The 21,930-nt window shown below is 43.6% G+C and carries 17 protein-coding genes; 1 reads left to right on the forward strand and 16 read right to left on the reverse strand.

Features of this window, described 5'->3' with window-relative positions; translation table 11 throughout:
• Positions 1-60: 60 nt before the first annotated feature.
• The 4 genes from KKC46_13815 to KKC46_13830 all read right to left on the reverse strand — a co-directional run bounded on the left by KKC46_13815 (position 61) and on the right by KKC46_13830 (position 5,315).
• Positions 61-813: an SDR family oxidoreductase gene (locus KKC46_13815; GenBank protein MBU1054884.1), complete on the reverse strand. Its 753-nt coding sequence runs from the start codon at positions 811-813 to the stop codon at positions 61-63.
• Positions 814-856: 43 nt separating this feature from the next.
• Positions 857-1,798 (reverse strand): hypothetical protein, encoded by a 942-nt coding sequence (locus KKC46_13820; protein MBU1054885.1) that lies wholly within the window; start codon positions 1,796-1,798, stop codon positions 857-859.
• 147 nt (positions 1,799-1,945) lie between these two features.
• Positions 1,946-3,553 (reverse strand): NAD(P)/FAD-dependent oxidoreductase, encoded by a 1,608-nt coding sequence (locus KKC46_13825; GenBank protein MBU1054886.1) that lies wholly within the window; start codon positions 3,551-3,553, stop codon positions 1,946-1,948.
• A 31-nt stretch (positions 3,554-3,584) separates the two neighbouring features.
• A complete protein-coding gene (locus tag KKC46_13830) occupies positions 3,585-5,315 on the reverse strand; it encodes an NAD(P)/FAD-dependent oxidoreductase (GenBank protein MBU1054887.1) in 1,731 nt (576 codons plus the stop codon).
• A gap of 150 nt (positions 5,316-5,465) precedes the next feature.
• On the opposite strand from KKC46_13830, the gene KKC46_13835 reads away from it, so the two are divergent.
• Positions 5,466-6,947 (forward strand): helix-turn-helix domain-containing protein, encoded by a 1,482-nt coding sequence (locus KKC46_13835; protein ID MBU1054888.1) that lies wholly within the window; start codon positions 5,466-5,468, stop codon positions 6,945-6,947.
• 119 nt (positions 6,948-7,066) lie between these two features.
• Here the strand turns inward: KKC46_13835 and KKC46_13840 are convergent, their stop codons facing one another.
• The 12 genes from KKC46_13840 to KKC46_13895 all read right to left on the reverse strand — a co-directional run bounded on the left by KKC46_13840 (position 7,067) and on the right by KKC46_13895 (position 21,918).
• Positions 7,067-8,371 carry a carboxymuconolactone decarboxylase family protein gene (locus KKC46_13840; GenBank protein MBU1054889.1) on the reverse strand — a complete coding sequence of 435 codons (1,305 nt, stop codon included), beginning with the start codon at positions 8,369-8,371 and terminating at the stop codon, positions 7,067-7,069.
• An 82-nt stretch (positions 8,372-8,453) separates the two neighbouring features.
• A complete protein-coding gene (locus tag KKC46_13845) occupies positions 8,454-9,221 on the reverse strand; it encodes an SDR family oxidoreductase (protein MBU1054890.1) in 768 nt (255 codons plus the stop codon).
• A gap of 29 nt (positions 9,222-9,250) precedes the next feature.
• The gene (locus KKC46_13850; GenBank protein ID MBU1054891.1) at positions 9,251-10,036 is read right to left on the reverse strand and encodes an SDR family oxidoreductase; all 786 of its coding nucleotides are present in this window, start codon (positions 10,034-10,036) and stop codon (positions 9,251-9,253) included.
• 82 nt (positions 10,037-10,118) lie between these two features.
• Complete coding sequence (locus tag KKC46_13855) at positions 10,119-10,331, reverse strand: hypothetical protein (GenBank protein ID MBU1054892.1); 213 nt, start codon at positions 10,329-10,331, stop codon at positions 10,119-10,121.
• Positions 10,328-12,628 carry a xanthine dehydrogenase family protein molybdopterin-binding subunit gene (locus tag KKC46_13860; protein ID MBU1054893.1) on the reverse strand — a complete coding sequence of 767 codons (2,301 nt, stop codon included), beginning with the start codon at positions 12,626-12,628 and terminating at the stop codon, positions 10,328-10,330. The genes KKC46_13855 and KKC46_13860 overlap by 4 nt, the downstream gene beginning before the upstream one ends.
• A 97-nt stretch (positions 12,629-12,725) precedes the next feature.
• Positions 12,726-14,084, reverse strand: a complete 1,359-nt coding sequence (locus KKC46_13865) for a monomethylamine:corrinoid methyltransferase (GenBank protein ID MBU1054894.1) — start codon at positions 14,082-14,084, stop codon at positions 12,726-12,728.
• Positions 14,085-14,164: 80 nt separating this feature from the next.
• Entirely contained in the window at positions 14,165-14,809 is a 645-nt protein-coding gene (locus KKC46_13870) for a cobalamin-dependent protein (protein ID MBU1054895.1), read from the reverse strand.
• A gap of 202 nt (positions 14,810-15,011) precedes the next feature.
• Entirely contained in the window at positions 15,012-15,767 is a 756-nt protein-coding gene (locus KKC46_13875; protein ID MBU1054896.1) for a spirocyclase AveC family protein, read from the reverse strand.
• 76 nt (positions 15,768-15,843) lie between these two features.
• Complete coding sequence (locus KKC46_13880) at positions 15,844-17,421, reverse strand: NAD(P)/FAD-dependent oxidoreductase (GenBank protein ID MBU1054897.1); 1,578 nt, start codon at positions 17,419-17,421, stop codon at positions 15,844-15,846.
• Between the two features lie 58 nt (positions 17,422-17,479).
• On the reverse strand, positions 17,480-18,796 hold the full coding sequence (locus KKC46_13885; GenBank protein ID MBU1054898.1) for a DUF1329 domain-containing protein: 1,317 nt from the start codon (positions 18,794-18,796) through the stop codon (positions 17,480-17,482).
• A gap of 332 nt (positions 18,797-19,128) precedes the next feature.
• Entirely contained in the window at positions 19,129-19,941 is an 813-nt protein-coding gene (locus KKC46_13890; protein ID MBU1054899.1) for a dihydropteroate synthase, read from the reverse strand.
• 30 nt (positions 19,942-19,971) lie between these two features.
• Positions 19,972-21,918: an NAD(P)/FAD-dependent oxidoreductase gene (locus KKC46_13895; GenBank protein MBU1054900.1), complete on the reverse strand. Its 1,947-nt coding sequence runs from the start codon at positions 21,916-21,918 to the stop codon at positions 19,972-19,974.
• Positions 21,919-21,930 lie beyond the last annotated feature (12 nt).

Here is a 21,930-nt window from a genome sequence, read left to right on the forward strand (position 1 = left end):
CATCTCGGCATTTTTATGCTGTCGCCCCCTTGACCCCTTGAATCCTCGAACCCTTCAATTTTACGGCATACTGATTCCACCGTCAACGGAAACGGTTTGTCCGGTCATAAAAGAACTTTCATCAGAAGCTAAGAAGATCGCTATTCCGATATAATCTTCTGGCACCCCAGTCCTTCGCAGAGGTGTCATATTGATTACTGCATCTGTAAGCTCTTGGGAAAGCCCGGTGGATTTCATACCTTCGGTAGGAGTAAGGCCGGGGCAAATGCCGTTGACGTTAATACCTAAGGGGCCCAATTCTACAGCCAGTGTTCTTGTCAGACTTATTACAGCACCTTTTGTGGAGGCATAATCGGAGTTCATTGGAATGCCTATACGGCCCTGACTCGAAGCTATATTTATTATTTTGCCGTATTTTTTTTCAATCATGGTTTTAACTACAGCCTGGGTGCAAAAGTATAATCCCTTCAGGTTAACCTTGACAACCTGATCAAACATATCTTCTTCTCTTAGCCAAAACGGCAGCGAAGGTGTCTGTTTTGCAGCATTGTTTACAAGAACATCAATCTTGCCATAGCGTGATATTATTTCTTCCACCATACGTTTATTATCTTCCATAACGGAAATATCCGAAAGGATCGGCAAAAACTCGCCACCGGAAGATTTAAGCTCTTCAAAGGCCTTATCCAGACGACCTTGATTAGAGCCGGTTATTACTACTTTAGCTCCTTCTTTGGCATATCCGGCAGCCAATGCTTTACCGATACCAGCGCTTCCTCCCGTTACTATTACTACCTTACTTTCTAATCTCATCTTATTTCCCCTTCCATTGAATTAATGTAAGCAGTAATTCCGGTTAAGCTTTAGGCTTTTGTTTGCCTACCATCTCATAATATTCAGCAGCGGCTGTCTTAGGATTCTTATATAATATTATTTGGCAGGGCTCAGGTCCTTTGCCATTATTGCATGTAATAACCGGCCATGGAGCTCCGATCTTTTCTATGGACATCATTGCATGTATTATGGTCAGATGAGTTTGGTATACTGTACAATCATCGCGATACCAGGTTTCAGGGCCTTTTTCTTTGACCCTTGCAAAATTTATCGGTTCCTTATAATACCCGTCTATGATCTGGCGACCGCAGCTTCCGCAAACATGCAATTTCATAATAAACTTTTCATCATCTTCTTCAATTGTAAATTCACAAAGATTGCCATGCATCAACATGCTCCAGTATTGAATGCGAAACTTTGGATCACATTGGATATCTTGTTCCATCCATGGCATCCAATGACTGCCGCCGGCATAACGGTGAGCTTTCTCAAGAGCTTCAAGACCTCCCAGATCGCGATAGATTCTTGATAAAAGAAGAGTAGTCCAGCTATTGTAAAGATCGTGATAATCTCGCCATCCTTTTTCCAGAAACTTAAACAGATCTTTAGCTTCCTTTATCTTACCTGCATCAATTAACACGGACATTTCTTCCTTTGCGGATCTGCTGCATTTATCTGCTTCTTCTATTGTCATACCGAATTTGATAGCCTGCATAATAACTTCAGCTATAGGAGCAGAACCGGCAAGGCCTTCATGTCCGTAATTGCTGTATATAAATTCCTGAAGAAATGCGACCCAGTTCTGGTACATGATATGAAGACCAAAGAAAGCGTCTTCTAATTCACCGTATTTCTGCTTAGCCGCTTCTTTATCTACGCTCTCAAGTACTGTTGCAAATTGTTTTGTAGGCGGAATGCACATAGCTTCCAACTCGGCTTGTGTACACAATCTTTTTTCGCTCATATCTTTTTCTCCTTAATTTATAGCGTTGTCGGCGGCATATGAAATGCCGCCCTATGAGAGATTAAGGTAGGGCGGGGTTTTATACCCCGCCGGTTTTAATTTCCACTCCCTTGAGCTGAACATGGGGAGGGTAAATTATGTCCTCATTCAAGGAAGCAACCCTTTTTCTCTAGCTTGGATTACACAATCCGGGTCACTCCACCATTTTCCCATGCCGAGATCTTCAACAATAGCTGAAGCAGCCACATAACCGCATGCACCAAGTATCATACCACCCGGATAGGTGCTAGCACCATTAACATATAATCCGGGAATCGGAGTTCTGTATGAAGAACAAAGGGGATTCGGTCTGTTGGAACCAAGCTGGAAAGCTGTGTAGGCTCCGTGTTTGAAGCTTCCCCTTTTCATTGTCGCGAATCTTCTTTCCACATCAAGAGGAGATGTGGTTGATGTGTGTACATCCATATAAGCGGATTTGAAATTTGTGGAATAACTTGCCCACATGTCCATAAACTTTTCGGTAATTTCTTTTTCTCTTGCATCCCAGTTGGCAGCATCACCATCAAGATCAAAAGGAGCAAGAGTCTCTAATTTGGCTGTATGATATCCTTTTGGGGCCAGGCCTGGTGAATAAAGACTTAAGGGAGAAGCATGCGCATGAAGTGAAATTTCTCCGTTATCCATTTTTTTGAACCCTGCATTCAGATCCTCAAAATTATCAAGTCCCAAAACACAGGTGAGTGCTTTATTTACATCGGGATTATCTTTTGCAGCCTTATATTCAACCGGTTCTTTTAAGGCAATATTGAAATTAAGCATGCTGTAATATTCCCATTTCCACTCATTGACATAAAAATTAAGATCGTCAGTACAGTTCTCTTCTCCTACAAGCTCCTTAAAAGTCTGTTCGGGATTTAAACTACTAATGATTGTTTTTCCCCAGAATTCTCTGCCGTCTTCCATCTTAACCCCGACAGCCCTGCCGTTTTCCATAATGATTTTTTCAGGAGCCATTCCTTCAACAACGTCTCCACCTGCATGGGTGATTCCAATCAAAGCTCCTATGGCTCTGTGAGTACCTCCCCGGCAGATTCCGCTGTTTAACATCCGGTAAACAAACAGGGGAAACAAAAAGCCCAATCCCGACTCAAATGGAACCCCCCACATGGTTGCCAGATACAGAAGAAGGGTTTTTGTAGGCTCGCCAAAACCAAACTGATCAACGATTTGCAAAAAATTCATTTCCGCCAATTCTCCAAATCGATTTGCTATAGGCATGTTAGCTTTTTCAAACATTGCAAACTGGTCAAGAGCAGGTACTGCGTAAGTATATGTAGCAGGAAATAAAATTTCATCAAAGATGGCCTTCATCTCTTCATGAAGGGCGAGAAAACTTTTTGCATCATCTTTGGAGAATGTGCTTATAGATTGCGCTGTTTTTTCAGGGTCCTGATAAAAAACCAGGGGGCCATCTTTGGTTATCAGGGCTGCCTGAACTTCGGGAGTAACAAATTTGACCCCATCAGCAGCCATATCAAAGTCTTTATAGGCCGGCATCAATTCGCCCATAACCATATATGTTGCATGAGGCTGATAACGAAAACCTCCTGAATTATCGGAAGCTGCGCCGCCGCCCATCTCGCGCCTTTTCTCAATCACCAGTACCTTGGCGCCTGCTTTTATCAGGTATGCAGCAGTAGTTAACCCGTTGGGACCACCGCCGATTATTATAGCATCATATTCTCTTTTATCCATTTCAATTTCTCCTTGCGATAGTCTGTAATTACTAGTCCAATATGCTCGTCTTTTTTAACGGGACGTAAGTCTTGTCGATATATTTTTTCTGAATATATTCAAAAGCTCTGTGAACCCACCAAGGCTGATTTCTTATCCCAAGCTCTTCAGCGATCTGACATGCCGCACGGTATCCGTTTCCGCCGCTGCTCCATGAAGGCCCGACGCTTCCTGCTCCGTAAAGGTTTTTAATAGGAGTTACAACTCCTCCTTTTTCAAAACCTTCTATATCCGCTCTGTTTGCAAAAAACATTTGGTTGGCTGCAGTGCTTCCACCGCTCATACATCCTCTGGTGTAGTGTGGATTAAATCTTGAAAGATCAAGGGGTGTGGTGAACCAATAGTCAAGTATACTATCTGTAAAACCCGGGCAGGCTTTTTCCATGGTTCCAATGTGAGTATCAAATACAGACTTTCTGAAATCCTTGTCATCCCAGATCTCCGGCCCGCCCTTTTCATAGATTGCATAAGGTACTTCTATGCAAACATTTATAACACAATTATCAGATTTGGTTTGTGTTGGATCATCCATATGAGCATAAACATAACTAAGAGGTGTTAATCCTTCTGAAGGAATTCTGCCGCCGACTCTTTCTCCCCATCCCTGCATAAGTTCTCCCAGGGTATTTGGTCCTATCATGCCGGTCAGTGATTGAATAATATCAGGATCATCTTTTTCCGCTTCAAAGCGGGGCCTGTGTTTTAATGCAAAATGTATTTCGACCAGTACTCCGTCATACTTCCAGTTTGTCTTAAGTTTCTGGATTACTTTTCTGTCGAGATGCTCCTCACCCACCATTTCGCAAAATGTGTAACGGGGATTTATATTGGTTACAACCTTTTTTGCGGTTATTTCTTTACCCGGAAAAGCTGCATCATCATCTAAAATAACTCCTTTGGCTTCTCCTCCTGCAACAATAATTTTCTTTACCGGGCAACTGTTAAACAACTTACCGCCAAGAGCCCTGAAACAACGTATAAATACATGGGCTACGGAATGACATCCGTTTTTCGGATGAGAATAATATAATCCCATCGGCAGCAATGCGGCCAGCATACTCTGTCCTCCGGTATAGTGAGGATATATGGCGCCTCCTATGGCAATACTTGCGGCATACATTTTAAACTGTTCGCTTTCATACATTGCATCCAGCATTTCAAATGCATTTAAGTCGGTTATCTCGTACGGATCTTTAAACGGAAAAACAGGAGCAACCAGATCAAGAAGAATATCGAAATTTTCCCAGGTCCAGAAATCAGTGAAAAACAACTCTGTGAATTTGCACATCTTGGATACTTTATCATCATAAGGCTCAGAAAAATAGGCAACCATATCCAAAATCTTTTGGGCATCTTTTTCCGAAAATCTTCTTACTTTATCAGCCGTTTTTGTCGGGTCCCAGCAGTTATTTACAAGACAGGTATTGTCTTCAAAAATATAGCCCCAGCCCCAATCCGCCATCATATGTGTATCCTGATATCCATATCTGTCCAATTCCAAATCCAGTTGAGACATCATTATAGGCTCTACATCTCCCCATATACAGGACTGAACTATATGACCGGGACGCATAGCTTCGTGAGCGCACCGTCCTCCTCCCGATTCCTCCCTGGCTTCAAATACTGCCACTTTCAATCCTGCCTTTTGAAGATAACAGGCACAAACCAATCCAGATACACCACCGCCAATAATGGCAACATCAAAATCTTCATGTTTTGACATGTTAATTAATCCTCCTTATTTTTATCATCCCGGTGCCAAGCCTAAAAACCAGCAATTGACAAATATCTTTATCCTGATGCATAATAATTAGGCTTATAGTTCAACAAACAGTATTTTATTCCATTAATTTGGGTAAAGGATAAATTACACATGGCCTCTTTACCACGAACAAAGGTTGCGCAGACAAATGCAAAGCTATATATGTCTTTGGGAATATTGATTAAAGACTACCGTAAATGGCGTGGAATCAGCCAGGAGGCTTTTGCGGAATCTATAAAGATAAGTGTGAGGGAATTGCAATATTGGGAGTCCGATACCCGAAACGCCAGAATAGAAAATCTTCATGACCTTTCCGAAGTAGCCGGAATCCCAATGCAGGTTTGTGTGGCGTTGAATGCTCAACAGCCGGTCTGGTATTCGCTCAGAACAAGGCGCTTTACCTACTCATCTATTGAAGAAGCCCTTTTTTCCTCTCCTGAATTATTAAAAAGCAGCCAACAATTCGATGAAGGTGTCATAACAAGATATGATACGGTTAAAACCGATAAACATATCCGTATGATTATTTCCTGTCATTGCGACATTTACGGGACCGAAAACACAATTACGGCTAATACAATAAAAGCAGCCGGTATGCTGCTTCCCGACCTTAATATTATTGCTTTTGATAGTTGGGGACATTATGTGGGGCACCAGATCTGTTTACCTGTCAAATATGATTTGTACCGACAGCTAAAGGAACAAAATGTGTTTGAAGGAAATATTACAGATAAGACAATAGCTGATATTCTCAAAATGGGTGAAGGAGTATTTTATTTTTATTCAATATTTACGGCCAATACGAGTGCTGCACAAACGATTTTGAGCAATAATCACAGATACCTTGATAAAATTGAATCCAAAGATAAATATCTGATTGTCCGAAATGCAGTCACAGCTGACGGAAGAAACCTTTCCGGCAGCTTTGGAATGAAAATGATATTTAGCAAAAAAACGGCAAATAAAAATATTCAGACAGAAACAGTTCCTGCAATGTATGAAGCCAGATTGGATCTATTACTGGAACGAGCCGGAAAACCGTATTCTTTGTTTGAAGAATCTGCTGAAAAACCAGATAAAAGTAATTTCATTGAAGATGCCGGAAATAAAGAGTCAACGGTTAAACCGGACAAAAAACGATATAATATAAATGAATTACATCAAAAGTTTATGGAAGCAAAAAAAGGCGGCGATTTTCCGCTAAACGTTGATTTTCCGCTAAACGTTGACACCAAAAAACAAAGCTCCATAAATAATGAAAATAACGTAAAACAATTAAAACCAGATATATGCCCGAACCCCAAATGTGTTTTCTACAGTAAACTAAATAAAGGCAATATTGTTTTAAATGGAACATACCGTAAAAAAGATGGTAGCGTATCTCGCCGGTTTTTGTGCAAAAAATGTGGTAAATCATTTTGCAACAGAGCCGGAAGTATTTTCTATGGGTTAAGATCTCCGGAAGAAAAAGTTTTGAAATCTATAGAGCTATTGCAGAAAGGAGAGTCCATACAAGGCGTGTCAAAGGCTCTTGGAGTAAAATTCGATACTGTCCGGCACTGGATGAAAATTGCTGCCGAAGAAAAACAGTAAAGTAAAATAGAAGCACCAAAAGAAAAACCATTCCTGCCATTGTTTTGCATCAAGCAGTCGGCAATAATGGGCTTTCAGCTTTTTTTATTTCCTCGATCGCTGATAAATATATTATACATTTAATTATCTTTCTTAGGCTTCTGCCTGGATTCGGCAAACTTCTTGAGTGCCGAGGTAACTCCCTGAAAAACTGCTGTGCCTTTAGGCCAACCGCAGTAAAATGCCAGGTGCAATACGGCTTCCTGTAATTGTTCCTCGGTCAACTCATTGTTTGCCAGCGCACCAAGAACCTGGGTTTCGATCAGATCAGGACGATCCATCTGCGCTATCGCGCCGATCACCAAAAGCCGCCGGTCGCGGATTGACAGCTGAGGACGTGTCCATATATTTCCAAACACAATGCTTAACGTAGCGTCAACAAACGGTGGCAAGTCATCGGAGGCCGGTGGCATCTGAACCGTGCCTTTTCCGTAGACCTTGTCCAGCATTTGAGCGCCGCGTCGCTTAGGATCTGAGTCGTCACTAACCTCAGCTGCAATGTGTTTGGTTGTACCCAGTGGTAAGCCAAAGATCAAATCGCCCCGCTGCTTCGCCAATACTGCGCCGGGTACTTCAACGCCAAGACTATTGGCAAGATCGATACCTGCATCGAGATCCTTATAAAGCAATTTGGCAGCATTATAAAACAATTCTATCGTCTCTTTAGGTAAGGCCTTTTCATCAAGAGGCTTTACGCCACGCTTTTCGAGTATGATCGTGCTTTGAATATTGTGGGGATCACTTTTGCGGATAACCTCGATCAGCTTATTGATATCTACACCGGCTGCCTCCACCAGTAGTCCACCTTCGTAAGCTCCCATGCTTGCACAATAGTGGATTATGTTGCGTGCCACTTTTGCTGTCATACCTGAGCCGATCGGGCCCATATGCGAGAATATCGACGAAAATTCCTCCATAACGCTGCGTATAGATTCGATAGTATCCTCATCTCCCCCTGCCATCAGACCGGCGGTGCCTTTACACGTTGGTGCGCCACCGGTAGTAATTGCAACATCAATAAGCTTAAAGCCATTTTTAACGGATTCATCGGCCAATTCTATTACAATAGGTACGCGTATCGTACTCATAAGAGCAACTATCAGGTCAGGATGCACACCTTCGGCTATCCCATGAGGACCGAAGAGCACCGCGCGGGCTTGGTCTGCGTTGACCACGGAGATTACAATGACATCAGAATTAATAGCTACTTCCGCCGGTGAGCTACAGACCTTAACGCCGGCAACTTTGGTTATCGTTTCAGGGCGAATATCGTAACCGCTTACTTCGCGACCATTTCGAATCAGACATTCTGCTATACCGACGCCGATTATACCCATACCAATCACGCCGCAACGCTGCCGAGGTGTCGTTGTATCTTCAGGCATATTTTTGCTCCTTCATTTCTAACAACTTAAAAGTAATATTGTTGATTATTAGAATTCGCTCTGAGCAGTAATACGACAAAGCTCAGATTGCCAGAGTATAACCCCCGCTCACCCGCAATGTTTCACCTGTAATAAAGGATGATCGTGCTGAGGCCAGATACAGCATTGCTTCGACTATATCATTAATATCACCTTCACAATCCAGGACTTGCTGTTTCTTTATGGTGTCAAGAATCCACTCCGGCAATTCTTTCCGGATCGTGTCGGTGTAAATCAGTCCGGGAGCAATAGCGTTCACGCGGATACCGTCGGCCTTGAAGTCGCGTGCCATAGTGATAGTCAGGCCACGAACTGCAAGCTTCGACACGCCATAGGTGGTTGGACAGTCATAGGCGGCTGAAGATGAAATATTGATGATCACTGAGTCCCCGCGACCCGACATGGCCTGGTGTGCTGCCAGCGAGCAGATGATTACACCCATCACATTCACATCGAATAGCCTACGCAATTTGGCTATTCCCGAGGTGGTCATTGGTTCTGCGTAAGCGGCGGAGTGCAGTCCGGCGTTATTTATAAGGATATCGATACCGCCATACTCTGAAACAACCCGCTCTATCACGGTAGCGACCTGTATCTCATCGGCTACATCACACTCGACCGGAAGAGCCTCGCCTCCGCTGGCCCGGAGTTCAGCAGCAGCTTCCTCCGCTGCTACACCATCAATATCCGCCAAAACGATACGTGCGCCGCGCTCCATGAGTGCCTGCCCGAAGGCCTTGCCGAAACCTCGACCGCCACCGGTTATCAAAGCGACTCGTCCTTCGAATTCATGAGATTCGTTCTTGTTCATAACTTTTCCCATATTGTGTTCTCCTACCTTCACATTAGAAGATAACCCCCATCAACAACTACAATACTGCCGGTCATATAATCAGACATACTGCTTGACAAAAAACATACAACTTTGGCTATGTCATCAGGAGTTCCCCAGCGGCCAAGAACAGAACGCGCCGGAGGTATTGCGTCTGGTGGTAAGTTCAGCGATGCCAAAACTGCTGCCCCACCCGGCGTAGGAACGCCGCCGGGAGCAATAGCGTTTATTAAAATATTATGCTGGCCCAGTTCTTTGGCTAAAGATTTGGTAAGAGATATTACACCACCTTTTGTAGCGTCATAATGAATAAGATTACCGGACGGAACAATTGCACCGCATGAGGCAATATTGATGATTCTTCCTCCTTGACCGCCTTCAATCATCTTTTTTGCAGCAGCCTTGCTATAGAAGAAGAGTCCTTTTAGATTGATATCCATAGTTTTAATCAATAATTCTTCGGATAAATCCATAAAAGCAGAAGGAATATAAATGCCGGCATTGTTTACAAGGATATCAAGCTGTCCAAATTTGGCAACAGCTGTTTGCACCACACGATCTGCATCGCCGGAGATTGATGCATCGGCCTGAATCACAGCAGCTTTTCCTCCCGACCTGGTAATTTGCTCTTTGGTATGACTGGCTGCATCTGCATTAATATCTGAAATTAACACTGAAGCTCCTGCTTCAGCCAATCTAAGGGCAATTCCCTGGCCTATCCCCATTGCAGCACCTGTAACAATTGCAACTTTCCCATTAAGATTAAGTAAGTTAGATATTCCTGATGTGCTCATAAGAAACTCTCCTTTATTTGAATTATGTTCTTACTAAGGTTTTTGTGCGATATTATTATAAAATAAGTTAAGGGAGCCGGTTTCAAAATGTTTCAGTTTGGTCAAGCTCAAGGCGGGCGAAAATTTTAACCGCAGGAATACATGGAGTATTTCGAGGATTAAAATTTGAGCCCAACGCAGAGATCGGCCAAAATGGGGCGTTTTGCAATTGGCTCAAGGGATTTAAACCTGAAACCAGAGTCTGTTCGTTTGCTCCAGCCGGCGTAAGGTGCAGCAAAATGCTGTTTTGATTCATGCAACTTTTTTCTCCTGAAGCTGCCGGAGAATCTTTTCCGGGGTCAAGGGAAGCTCTTTGAATCTTATGCCTGTCGCATCGTAGATTGCGTTAAAAATAGCAGGGGCAATGGGAGCCAGCAGGCCTTCCCCGCTTTCCTTTGCACCAAAAGGACCACCTGGATCATTGGATTCGATAAAGATATTTTCCATTTCCGTCATCTCAAACGCTGTAGGTATTTTGTAGTCAATAAATGACGGATTTAATGTTTTGCCCTCACTGATGAGCAATTCTTCGTGAAAAGTGTATCCGAGTCCCATTGCTGCCGACCCCTCAATCTGACCCGTCAATCCCAGTGGATTAATGACACGTCCGCAATCATCAGAAACCGTAAGCTTTCCCACCTTTACATGACCTGTTTCCTGATCAACCCTTACCTCTGCAATTACTGCTACAAAGCTGTAAGCAGGTGAATAATTGCCGTATCCTGTCACCATATCTACTTGACCCATTTCCGGGCTATATGAACCTGCTCCCGTAACAGCCATGCCACCTTGAGCCATCTGACATAGCGCTATTGCCTCAGTAAAAGAAAATCCCTTGTCGGGCATACCTTTTACATAGATTCTCCGTTTTCTTGCTTTCATGTCTTCAACTCTTGCTTCCAGTTTTCCTGCAACCGCCTGTAAAAGCTTCTGCTTCAAATCAGCAGCCGCCCGTTTGGCTGCATTACCGGTTTGGAAAGTAACCCGGCTCCCTGAGCTGAACAAATCGGGGGGTGTTAAATCCGTATCAGGGATTGTGATTTTTGTATCCTCCAATTCTATACCCAGTTCTTCCGCTACGATTTGCGAAAGCACTGTATCAGATCCCTGGCCGATATCGGAAGCACCGGAAATTATCATAACCGTGCCGTCAGTATTGGCTTTAACAAAGATAGTAGAAGAAGCCGTGAAGGGACCCATCATGGGAAAACTGGGACCGCACTCAAAGCTGCTGCAAGCAACGCCGATTCCCTGTAGAGGAGGAAGTTTTCTGTATTTGGACTTCCATTGTGAGGCCAGGGCAGCCGTGCGTAAACATTTTGACACGCTTCCGCTTGAAATTTTAAGGCCGTTTGAGGTTATATCTCCGGCCTTAAGACCGTTTTTAATTCTTAGCTCAAGCGGGTCTAAGCCTAATTCTTCAGCTACCGCATCCAGTTGCACTTCCGAAGCCAGTCGAATCTGAGGTGACATAAATCCCCGCATTGCCCCGCAGGGGGTGTTGTTGGTATATACACGGCAGGATTCAAACTTCATATTAGGCAGCCTATAGGGAAGCGTAAGCCACAGGTTGGAAAGTATGGCAGCACCATGCCCGAGGCTGCTGTATGCACCTCCATCAATCATTGTCTTTGCTGTCCGGCTTATGATTGTTCCATCTTTCTTAACCCCGATCTTCAAAATCACTTCCAGGGGATGTCTTCTCCTGCCTGCGGTAAACTCCTCTTCCCGAGTGTAGTAAATCCTGACCGGTCGGCCTGTCTTTTGTGAGAGTAAGGCACAACAGAGATAAAGGGGGAAAATTTCCATTTTTCCACCGAAGCCGCCTCCCATTGGGGGCTTTATCACCCTTACTTTGCCCGGCTCAATACCCAAAAGAACCGCCAGAGGATTTTTCAACATAAAAGGGGCCTGGGTAGAAGTCCAAAGGGTCAGCTTCCCTGAAGAATCGAAATCGGCTATAGAAACATTAGGTTCCATGTAACAATGCTGTACAGCCCCGGTTATAAACTTATCCTCCCGGATATAGTCGGAATCCCGAAAGCCTGCCTCAACGTCGCCGAATTCCAGTTTTGCCCCGGCCGAAATATTTCCTTTAAAACCCTCATGGATTAATGGAGCCCCTTCTCTTATTGCTTCTTCTATTGAAAAAACGGGAGGAAGCTCTTCATAGTCAACCTCGATAAGCTCCAAAGCCTCTTCTGCGGCATCTTCACTGACTGCAGCTACCGCCGCAACCTCATCACCGATATAGTTTACCTTATCCCGTGCCAAAAGGTATTGATCACCACTTCCCGGCAATGCAAGCATCATAAACCCGTATTTAATGTCTACAATGTCGTGCCCGGTAATAACCGCTTTTACTCCTTTAACCCTTTCCGCTTTGCTTGTATCAATTTTCACAATCCTTGCATGGGGATAAGGGCTGCGCAGGATTTTACCGTATAACATGCCAGGTAAAGATATATCCGTGGTAAACTGTGCTTCCCCATTTGCTTTAATTATTCCATCTACCCGCGGTAGTGGTTTTCCAATTACAGCATAATTTCCCATAGCCATTCATCCTTTCTTATATCTCACTATCAATCCTACTCAAAAGCCTTATATTTTCCTGAATCATTATTTTTATTCTTGGAACTCTAAATAATAATTACTTGTAAGGAACTCCCATCCGCGCAAGTTCATCTTTTACTCTGTTATAGCTGCTAAGCCAATCTTCCTTCGGTTGGACAGTCTTTAAGTCATATAGTTCGGGAAAGTCTTTAGGCTGCTGGGCATGTTCTTTTTCAACTATCCACCTGTCATAAATAGTCTTAGCCAGTTTATTAGCTTTTTGCTCATCCATACCTGCAACAGCCGAGAGTATTTCACCAACAAAGCGAGCCTCCAAGCCTGACCAGCCTGTGCTCCAGCAATATCCAAATCCACAAGCTGTATAGAGAACAGATGCAGCCGCCTCCCAATAAAGAGATGCTTCAGTGCCCCTGAACTTCTCCTCGGTAGTTACCATACCACCAATGGGAAGTCGGACATTGCGTTCTGCGGCGCGGGTTGCCGCTCCGTTTGCCCATAATGTTTGCGACCTTGTCCATTCACCCCTTACGGTATTATTCCAAATTTGGGCCGGGATTGCGTTGCTGTAAGCGAGCTGCCCCAGCATGCTTGCAATCATGCCCACAGCCGTTTCCTCCGGACCCCGGCATAGAGCGCCTTCGACTGACATGCCACTTACCCATGGAACGAAGTCCCACTCTTTCACAATCAAAGCTAAGGTAAGCCTCGACCAGTCAACCTTAAGCTCCGGCATGACATGAGCAGAAAGCTGAATATTATGGCGTCCCCGAAATCCTTCATGAACCAATGCGAGAAAACCACCGATACTTGTGACGGAAGAATGAAGTCCAAGATGCATGTCAGGTCGTCCAAGCCGTTGCAGCACTTCCAACATGGCCTTGTTTTCCCACAGCGCACAGTAAACTTCAGAAGGAGTACCCACTTTGATCGGGATACCGTCAACCGAGGGGACACCGCCACTAATCGCTAAAGCCTGATTGGATTCCTCCTGTACAAATGACTGCACGAATTGTGAAAACCACTCTTGCCGGATGGGTACTGTTCCGCCACCATGCGCACCTGCAGCCAGCACCGGTGGGCGTTTATCTTTGCCTGTCCGGTGTTGATAACAGACCTCATCCTTACCCAGGCCAAACATAACCATATCCGGACCGGTTCGAGCATTTTCAACAACCTGCTGAAGCTCTTGCCTGCTGAATTTAATAACCCTTTGAGTATCTATATTATAGAGACCCACCTCAGCCAGTAGTTCCACACCTGCCTGAAATATCGCGTCTGCTGTCGCATCATCTGCGATTAGCTGCTCGGCGTCATACTTGATATTGTATTTTGGAGTCAATTCACGTATCTTGCGTGCAAACAAAAGGTCAAATTCCTTGCTTTTCATCACCGGGCCGGTCTCGGCTCTATTCTGAATATCCATCATCGGTAGCATTTTGTATCTCCTATATTGGGTTATCGTAAATTTTATGAATTAGTATTACTCGATTCGACTTATCCCATAAATACGCCTGATTACTGGCCCATGATCTTGTCACAGAGCTTAACTGCTGATGGAGCATCGGGCGCCCACCCGTCGGCACCTATTGATTCAGCTAATTCTGCCGATGCAGCTACTCCGCCGATGATGACCTTGTACTTGTTTCGTAATCCCATATCGTTCAGGTAGTTTATCACTTCGGCGTAGAAAGGACGGGTTGCATCAAGAAATGCTGAGAGTCCAATAATATCCGCATTAAGTTCTCTGGCCTTGTCAATAAAGGTCATGCTGGGCACATTGATACCGAGATCATGAACTTTGTATCCGGCAAGACTTATTTGCCTTAAAACCAAACTCTTGCCAATGTCATGAAGGTCTCCCTGCACAGCACCGAGCAACACTACTCCGCGTGAGGCATTGGCTTGCTCAGGAATCTTCTCCATAATTTTGTTTGTACAAGCCTCACTAAGATCAGCGCCCATCATCAATTCCGGCAAGAAATATTCTCCACTGCCAAACTTATCGCCGATTACCCTAAGTCCGACAATTACGCCCTTTTGAAGGATTTCCAACGGATCATAGCCTTCGTCAAGAGCTTTCTGTACAGCAGCCATAGCTTTATCTTCGTCCAGAGAAATTACCAGCTCAGTTATAGTTTTAAAAACATCAGCATCACTCATTCAGATTACCTCCTTTTTCATTTCTAATATGCATTCCATAAAACAAATAAATATATAAAATATTATTATTGGTCCAAAACCCTCCAGCTCATCTTATTCCCCCTCACCCTGGCCCTCTCCCACGGAGGGGAGAGGGTATATATCCTCTAAACCGAGAGAAGAGTTATCTGAAATGTTTTAATGTATCTCACAGTATTATTTGTCATGGCACTAGTAAACTAGGGTTTCCGAACAACTCCCGCACAGCGACAAGCGGACCAGATAAAAATATTATAAAAAGTCCGTTCATTACTACTATCCATGCTACCAGACGTGTTAGTTCGCGCTTCCATCCTGCTTTTATCCCTTCAACTCCAAACCATGATTCAAACCGAACCCGTTCATCCGGGCTGTTACGTAACAGCATCCAGGTGGTAATTAATCCGTAAAAAACAAAAAGTATTATAGGATATACAACAGGAAAGTTACCTCTTTCAGTTGCAAGTGCAGGTCCTATGTAATCTGTGTAGGACCACCAACCCTGACTTGCAGCAAAGCCTTCAAAAAGCAGATCAAAAAGATAAAAGCTTGGTATCACAACAACAAGTATCCAGCGGTTTTTTTCTAAATTTGGATATTTGTTGTGAAACTTATTGATCAGAGCAAGCATCAACAGATATATAGTAGTAAAGAAAGGGCCGTAAGACAGTATAATCGCCCATGGTTTGTTCGGTGCAGTCCAAAGGGTTGAGCCCCAAGGCATTAGAGAAAATGCAGGGTTAAAGAGCAGATATGCACCCCAATCACAATACCATTCCTGCCAGAACATGGTTGTGGCGGAAATATACAAAAGTGCTCCGAAAGTAAGAGCTTTGGCACGAAAGGACTGACGGATAAATAAAGTGAGCATGATAATGGATATAATAGGTATGATAATTTCCTGGATCCAGATAAAAGATGGATTGTCAAAATGAAGCATTGTTTTCCCCTCCTATTATTTTGCCGGTATAAAATCCGGCGCCAAAGGATTGGTATATGTTCTGGAGATCGTGGTTTCAGCGGCTGCGCCTGGCAAGATACCGGATGACTCTTGCCGATGATAGCTTGCCTGGCAAACCGGAAACAGCCCCACCAGGATGTGAACCGGCAGCTCCTAAAAAAAGCCCTTTCACAGGAGTTACATACCCGCCCAGACCCCATGCCGGTCTTAATGGACCCGACCGAAGAAGAGCAAAATCAACATGAGTTACACATCCGTTAACAGCACCTGTTCGCGCACAAAGATCTTCAGGTGTTTCAACCCAACGTCCTATCTCAAGCGAATCAAGATTGTCAAAGTATCGACTGGCTTCAGACATCATTATATTTTCTGCCTTTTGTCTTAAAATCTGCCAGCCTTCAGCAGGATAAGCCGGGACAGCTGGCGGATACAGGTACAAAACATCCTGTCCTGCAGGTGCCTGACCCGGATCGCATGCCGTTGGAACAGCCGCCCAGAAATAAAGACCGGGGGTAAGCTCACCCCGCATGGAGTTTGCAAAGGAAGATCGTATTTCTTCTGCTGTTCCGATAATTAAAGCAGGCACCCTGAGATCGACTCCGTCTTTTCTTAGCTTCTGATGTCTGGAAATTTCAACACGGCCATTAAGAGCAAGATCGACCTTCATTGGTGCTGCACCACGGGCATTTGCTGGAATATGATCGACGCGTGCTTTTATTTTCCTGTCTAAGACGCCATCAGGCAAAAGGCGACCCAGTGCTGTACGTGGGTCACAGGCTGCCAGTACTGAATCCGCTTTAATTAAACGCCCGTCGGCAAGGCGGACACCTTCTGCCCTATTATTGTCAACTAAAATCTCTTCCACAGGTGTTCCGGTAAGCACTGAACCATTACCTTCGTATAGCCTTCTTTTGAGGGAATCTGCCAGGGACTGCATTCCACCAACCGGACGGCCAACCCCAACCTTATGCAAAAGAGCAAGTATAATATGGCCAAGCCCGCTGCCGTCAGCATCTATAGGTCCAGCACCTCCGGCAAGTCCCAAGAGAGCCGCAATAACAAAAGGGTGTTCGAAACGTTCGCATACAGCCTGATCTGCCGTACCCATGGCAAGTCCTCCCACGTCACCAAGCAGGCGGCGATGAGATATTGATGAACCTATTGAGCGAAGAACTTCTCTGACAGACGGTCTTTTGGGATCTGAGCGCATCATGGGAAGGGCAATGTCAAGCATTGCGTTAAGAGTGTTGGCAAAATCAATATATGCTCTTGCATCTTCAGGCGAGTACCTTTTGATCTCATCTGCAGTTTTTGCAGCGTCACGCCAAAAAACTATTGACTCTCCTTCGGGTGTAAGGTGGGCATAAGAAGGATCGGGATCTACAGTGCTAAAGCCGTGCTTTTTCAAATCCAGGTCGTTTATTATACTGGTTGTGCGTAAAAAAATACTATCCACTGCGCAGGGATGAATAATATGTTCCGGTGCTGACTTGATAAAAGGACCGGAGGAGGTCATTCCTCCGATATTTTTTTGCGCCTCAACAACTACTACCTTATGGCCGGCTTTGTCCAGATAGCATGCTGCTATAAGTCCGTTATGCCCGCCCCCTATAACAACAACATCTGTTTTCATTTCAACACCCATCTTATTTGATTTAGGGTTGTTTAATGCTTTTAGGTTATTGCCAACTTTACTTAGATAAAAGCAAAAAATTGTTTACACTAAAATAGTCGGAAGAGATCTTAGAAGCAGGAATATATAAAAATGATTCAGGATGTGGTGACCGGTTTACAGTTGTAGCATGTCTGGCTTTTTCATCAATATAGAGCTGAGTGTCGAAATCTCCCGTATTGCTTTTCCCGCTTGGGGTAGTAATGTAATGCAGAAATGTAGAAATCCATATCCGAAAATCACCGGATTGATCATATACTTCTTTGTACCATATGGTATAGGTTTCCTGGTCAACATAGTTCACATGCAATCCCCAGTTATAATATGGATCTTTAGGCATCTGCTCAATAATCCATACCTTTCTTGGAACGTAGGTTATAGAATCAGGTGCCGGCGCCCAATTAGCGCCTTTCCAATTTGGTACTTCATAACCGAATTTTATGTGTTTACCACTATAAGGATAAGACCTGCAAAGACTTCCATCCGGCAATTCCTTAGCAGTAAGCATTTTAGGGCTGCTAAAACCAACGAGAATCGTCTTTTCGCCTGCATATTTCCATTTCATAGAACTATTTTTGCCATTCCACATGTAATTCAAATCTATCCATGAATCAGTACCCATATAAGGATCCGATCTCGAAGCCGAACCTGTTTGCCGGATTCTTCGAATAGCAGGAACATAAGCACAGCATACATCATATTTATCATCCATATAAATATAACTCATTGTATTTGTTCCTTTGACGCTCATCGGTGATAAAACACGCTGCATCTCATAAGTTAAAATCTTATCAGGATTATTCTTTACTTCCTGTCCGGGTGAACGTCCTGTCATATAAAGACGCTGATCCAACCCTTCTATATAACGTTCTTCTCCTTGCATCTTATCTATCCACTGAATATATATATGCTCCCTTGAACCCATAAAGCGGTATATCTGAAAATTGAAGTTCCACATTATCTTATCAGCTACTTTCGGATCTTTTAAATCAATATTGGGAAAAGGATAACTATAAATATTGTAGGCTGCGAATTTTCCAGTAGTCTTATCTATTAAATTCCCATCCTTGCTCAAATCAAATTTTCCGGCATTATTTTTGCCCGCTTCAATAAAGCTATCCTGATGCTTGTATTTAAAATTCAAAGTGCCTGGCGTTACAACCCAGTCACCCCTTTCAACAGCCCGGTACATAGCTGGAATAAGCAGATCTTTATATTGAGAGCAGTTAGTCTTGTTGATCATCTTTGGTAAATCCATAGCTTGGACAATGTTACCGGACAAAAGCAGAAAAAATAATGAACATATTAACAACTTGAATTTATATAAAATACTCATTTGCCTCATTTCTTTCTCCCTCCCTTTGTTGTTATGAAAAATATTATCTCCGTCATATAACAGCCCTCTTGAGGAGCTCGTAATTTAATAAGCGTTGTCAGGCAAGACATTAAACAACAAGAGGGCTGTTATATGACGGAGATAGCTTCCTGTACTTTCTCCGTCATGGCATAGCCACTCCACCATCAACGGACTTACCAGTAATAAATAAGCCTTCATCTAAAGCTAAAAGTATTGCTATGCCGATATAATTTTTAACCGAAGCAGTCCGGCTAAGGTGAGTTTCATTAACTACCATTTGAGTCATTTATTTTGGATAATTGAATCACAAATCAAACGCTTTTTTTACCAAGTTTTCCTGTCCGGAAAGCCTTTATATATTTACGGCAATATTTATCTTCAGCATTCAAAACTGAAGATGCAGCCAAGGTTGACATCAATTCCTGATCCCGCACATTCAGCATCACAGCATCCGTACCAAGGCCCATAATCATTGCAAGAAATGTACGATTTACAAGGCTTCTCATCGGCATTCCGAAGGCTACATTTCCAACAATAGTAAAAGTTTTAAACTGTGAAAATCTTTTGCGAAGAATTTGATGTGTATCAATTGTCACCTTACTTGCTCGCCAATCGACTGATACAGTCATAACCAGAGGGTCTATATATACGGCCTCCGGTTTTATCCCCGCCGACACGGCCTGTTCGATAATAATCTCAGCCATAGCTACTCTTCCCTCAGGGTTATCAGGAATACCTTTTTCGTTCATACATAAACCGACGATACCGCAATTGAGTTCTGCCGCAAGGGGTAGTAGTCTGCCGAGGCTTTCTTTTTCAGCGGTAACCGAACTTAAGATCAGTTTGGAACCCTGATAAACTTTGACTGCCTTATGCAAGGTTTCAGGATTTGCGCTATCTAAAACAAGCGGAATACCAACAGCACTCTGGACAGTCTTGATAAGCCATGATAAATTTTCTTCTTCATCACCTCCGCTTAATCCGCCTGCATTTACATCAAGCATCGTTGCCCCGCATTCCACCTGACGTTTGGCCAAGGATTTAATAAATTCTTCATTATGAGTTTCAATAGCATCTCTAACCACAGGCACACTAGCATTAAGAGATTCACCGATAATAAGCATAGGTTCTTCCTTGTTGATATTATGTATTTTCTATTGGATTCCCCACCCTGCAAAAAATCCCCTTCTGACTGCTTCTCCAATTAGTCCTACACTTACACAATCACCTATGGGGATTGCTGTGATATACTTATCACAAATACTTTTAGACAACTTGCTCTCAGGCTTCATCCCAAAAGCCAGGACCACGATATCAGCTGCAATTTCAGTTCTTTTTCCTTCATGATCGACAACCTTTACGCCAGTTTCAGATATTTCCGAAACGCTGTGACTGGTCAGCACACTGATATTATGGTTCCTGAATGCTTCATTTATACAAATCTTGCTGGCCAGAAAAACATTTGGAGCACATTCAGGCAGCATTTCTACTATGGTTACATTATTGCCTTTCATTGCCATGTCTATGGCGCACTCGCATCCGGTAGAACCTCCACCGGCTATTATAATATTTTCCCCCATGACTTGCTTATTATCCAAATGGGCATCTATGATAGTCATGGCCTTTGGAGAATCAATGCCTTTGATATTTGGCATGAACGGTTTGGCTCCAACTGCAACTATGATAGTATCTGCACTTTCGAGTTCGGGAGAATCGGCATTTATCTCTTTGTTCAAGTGTACAACAACATCCAGCTTGCTCATCTGCAAAATCAAATACTCCAGGTATGCCTTCAGTGGGCTTTTGAATGAAGGTTCGGATGCTGACAGAAGCTGACCACCCAGGTATTGATTCTTTTCATAGAGATTTACATTATGGCCTTTTAGTGCTGCAACTCTTGCTGCTTCCATTCCGCCGGGTCCGCCACCAATCACGACTACATTCTTTGGATTATCAGTTAGGGTAACTTGGTATTCTTTTTCAGATCCGCAGGCTGCATTTATTGAACATGATGTTAAACGCCCGGTTAAGGGTTTTACCAGGCAGTATTCATTACAGCGAATACATGGGCGAAGTTCGTCTCTTTTTCCGTAAAGTAATTTATTGCCCCATTCAGGTTCGGCCAGTAACCCACGTCCCAACATTATGAAATCGGTTTTGCCTTGCTTTACCGCTTCCACGGCAGTTTCAGGAGTGTAGTTTCCCGCATTCAGGACAGGTTTACTTGTGGCTTTTTTTGCTTCTGCTGCGTATTCCGCTAAACATGCATCACCCATGTATGGTGTTGGAAAACACCAATTGTGGGCTTCGTAACAGCCTGCATCAATATCAAAAGCATCTATACCGGCTGTATCCAGGTACTCAATGATTTCCAGTCCTTCCTTTATTGTTCTGCCGCCTTCAAGTTTGTGATCAATTGCCATCCTGTATAATACAGGGAAATCCGTACCGACGTTTTTTCTAATCTCTTCTATTACTTCAGAAGAAAATCTCATTCTGTTTTCAAAGCTTCCCCCATACTGATCCGTACGCCTGTTCCAGACCGGTGTCATAAACTGATCAAGTAAATATCCTATATGCGCGTGAATTTCTACAGCATCACACCCTGATATTTTGGCTCTTAATGCTGCTCTGCCAAAACATTTAACTATATCTTTAATTTCTTCAGTCGTTAATTCCCTGGTTGTCAGGTCACTACACCAAAATGCCGGATTGCAAGATGCGGATACCAATGGTTCTTCATTTACCGGCGGTGCGTTTCTGCCAAGTCCTGCCGATAACTGCAGGCAAACAGCAGTACCATGTGCTTTTACTCTGTCTGCAAGAAGTGCCCATTTTTTGGTTTGTTCATCAGTATCCGATGTTGTCAGGTATCTTAAAAAAGGATCTGTTCTGTTTGTAACAACCTGAAAACCTATGATTAGCATGCCTGCACCACCCTTGGCACGCTCTTCAAAATAATCCATTTCTCTGGTAGAAAAGCCCCCATCCGGTCGTCCCAAATTCGTACCTATTGGTGCCATAACCAACCGGTTTTTGATGCCAAGATTTCCAATGTAGGTTCTTTCAAATAAACTTGAGTATTTATTGTCAATGTCCATAAATTCCCCTTT

The organism is Pseudomonadota bacterium, from assembly GCA_018817425.1.
Taxonomy (GTDB): Bacteria; Desulfobacterota; Desulfobacteria; order Desulfobacterales; family RPRI01; genus RPRI01.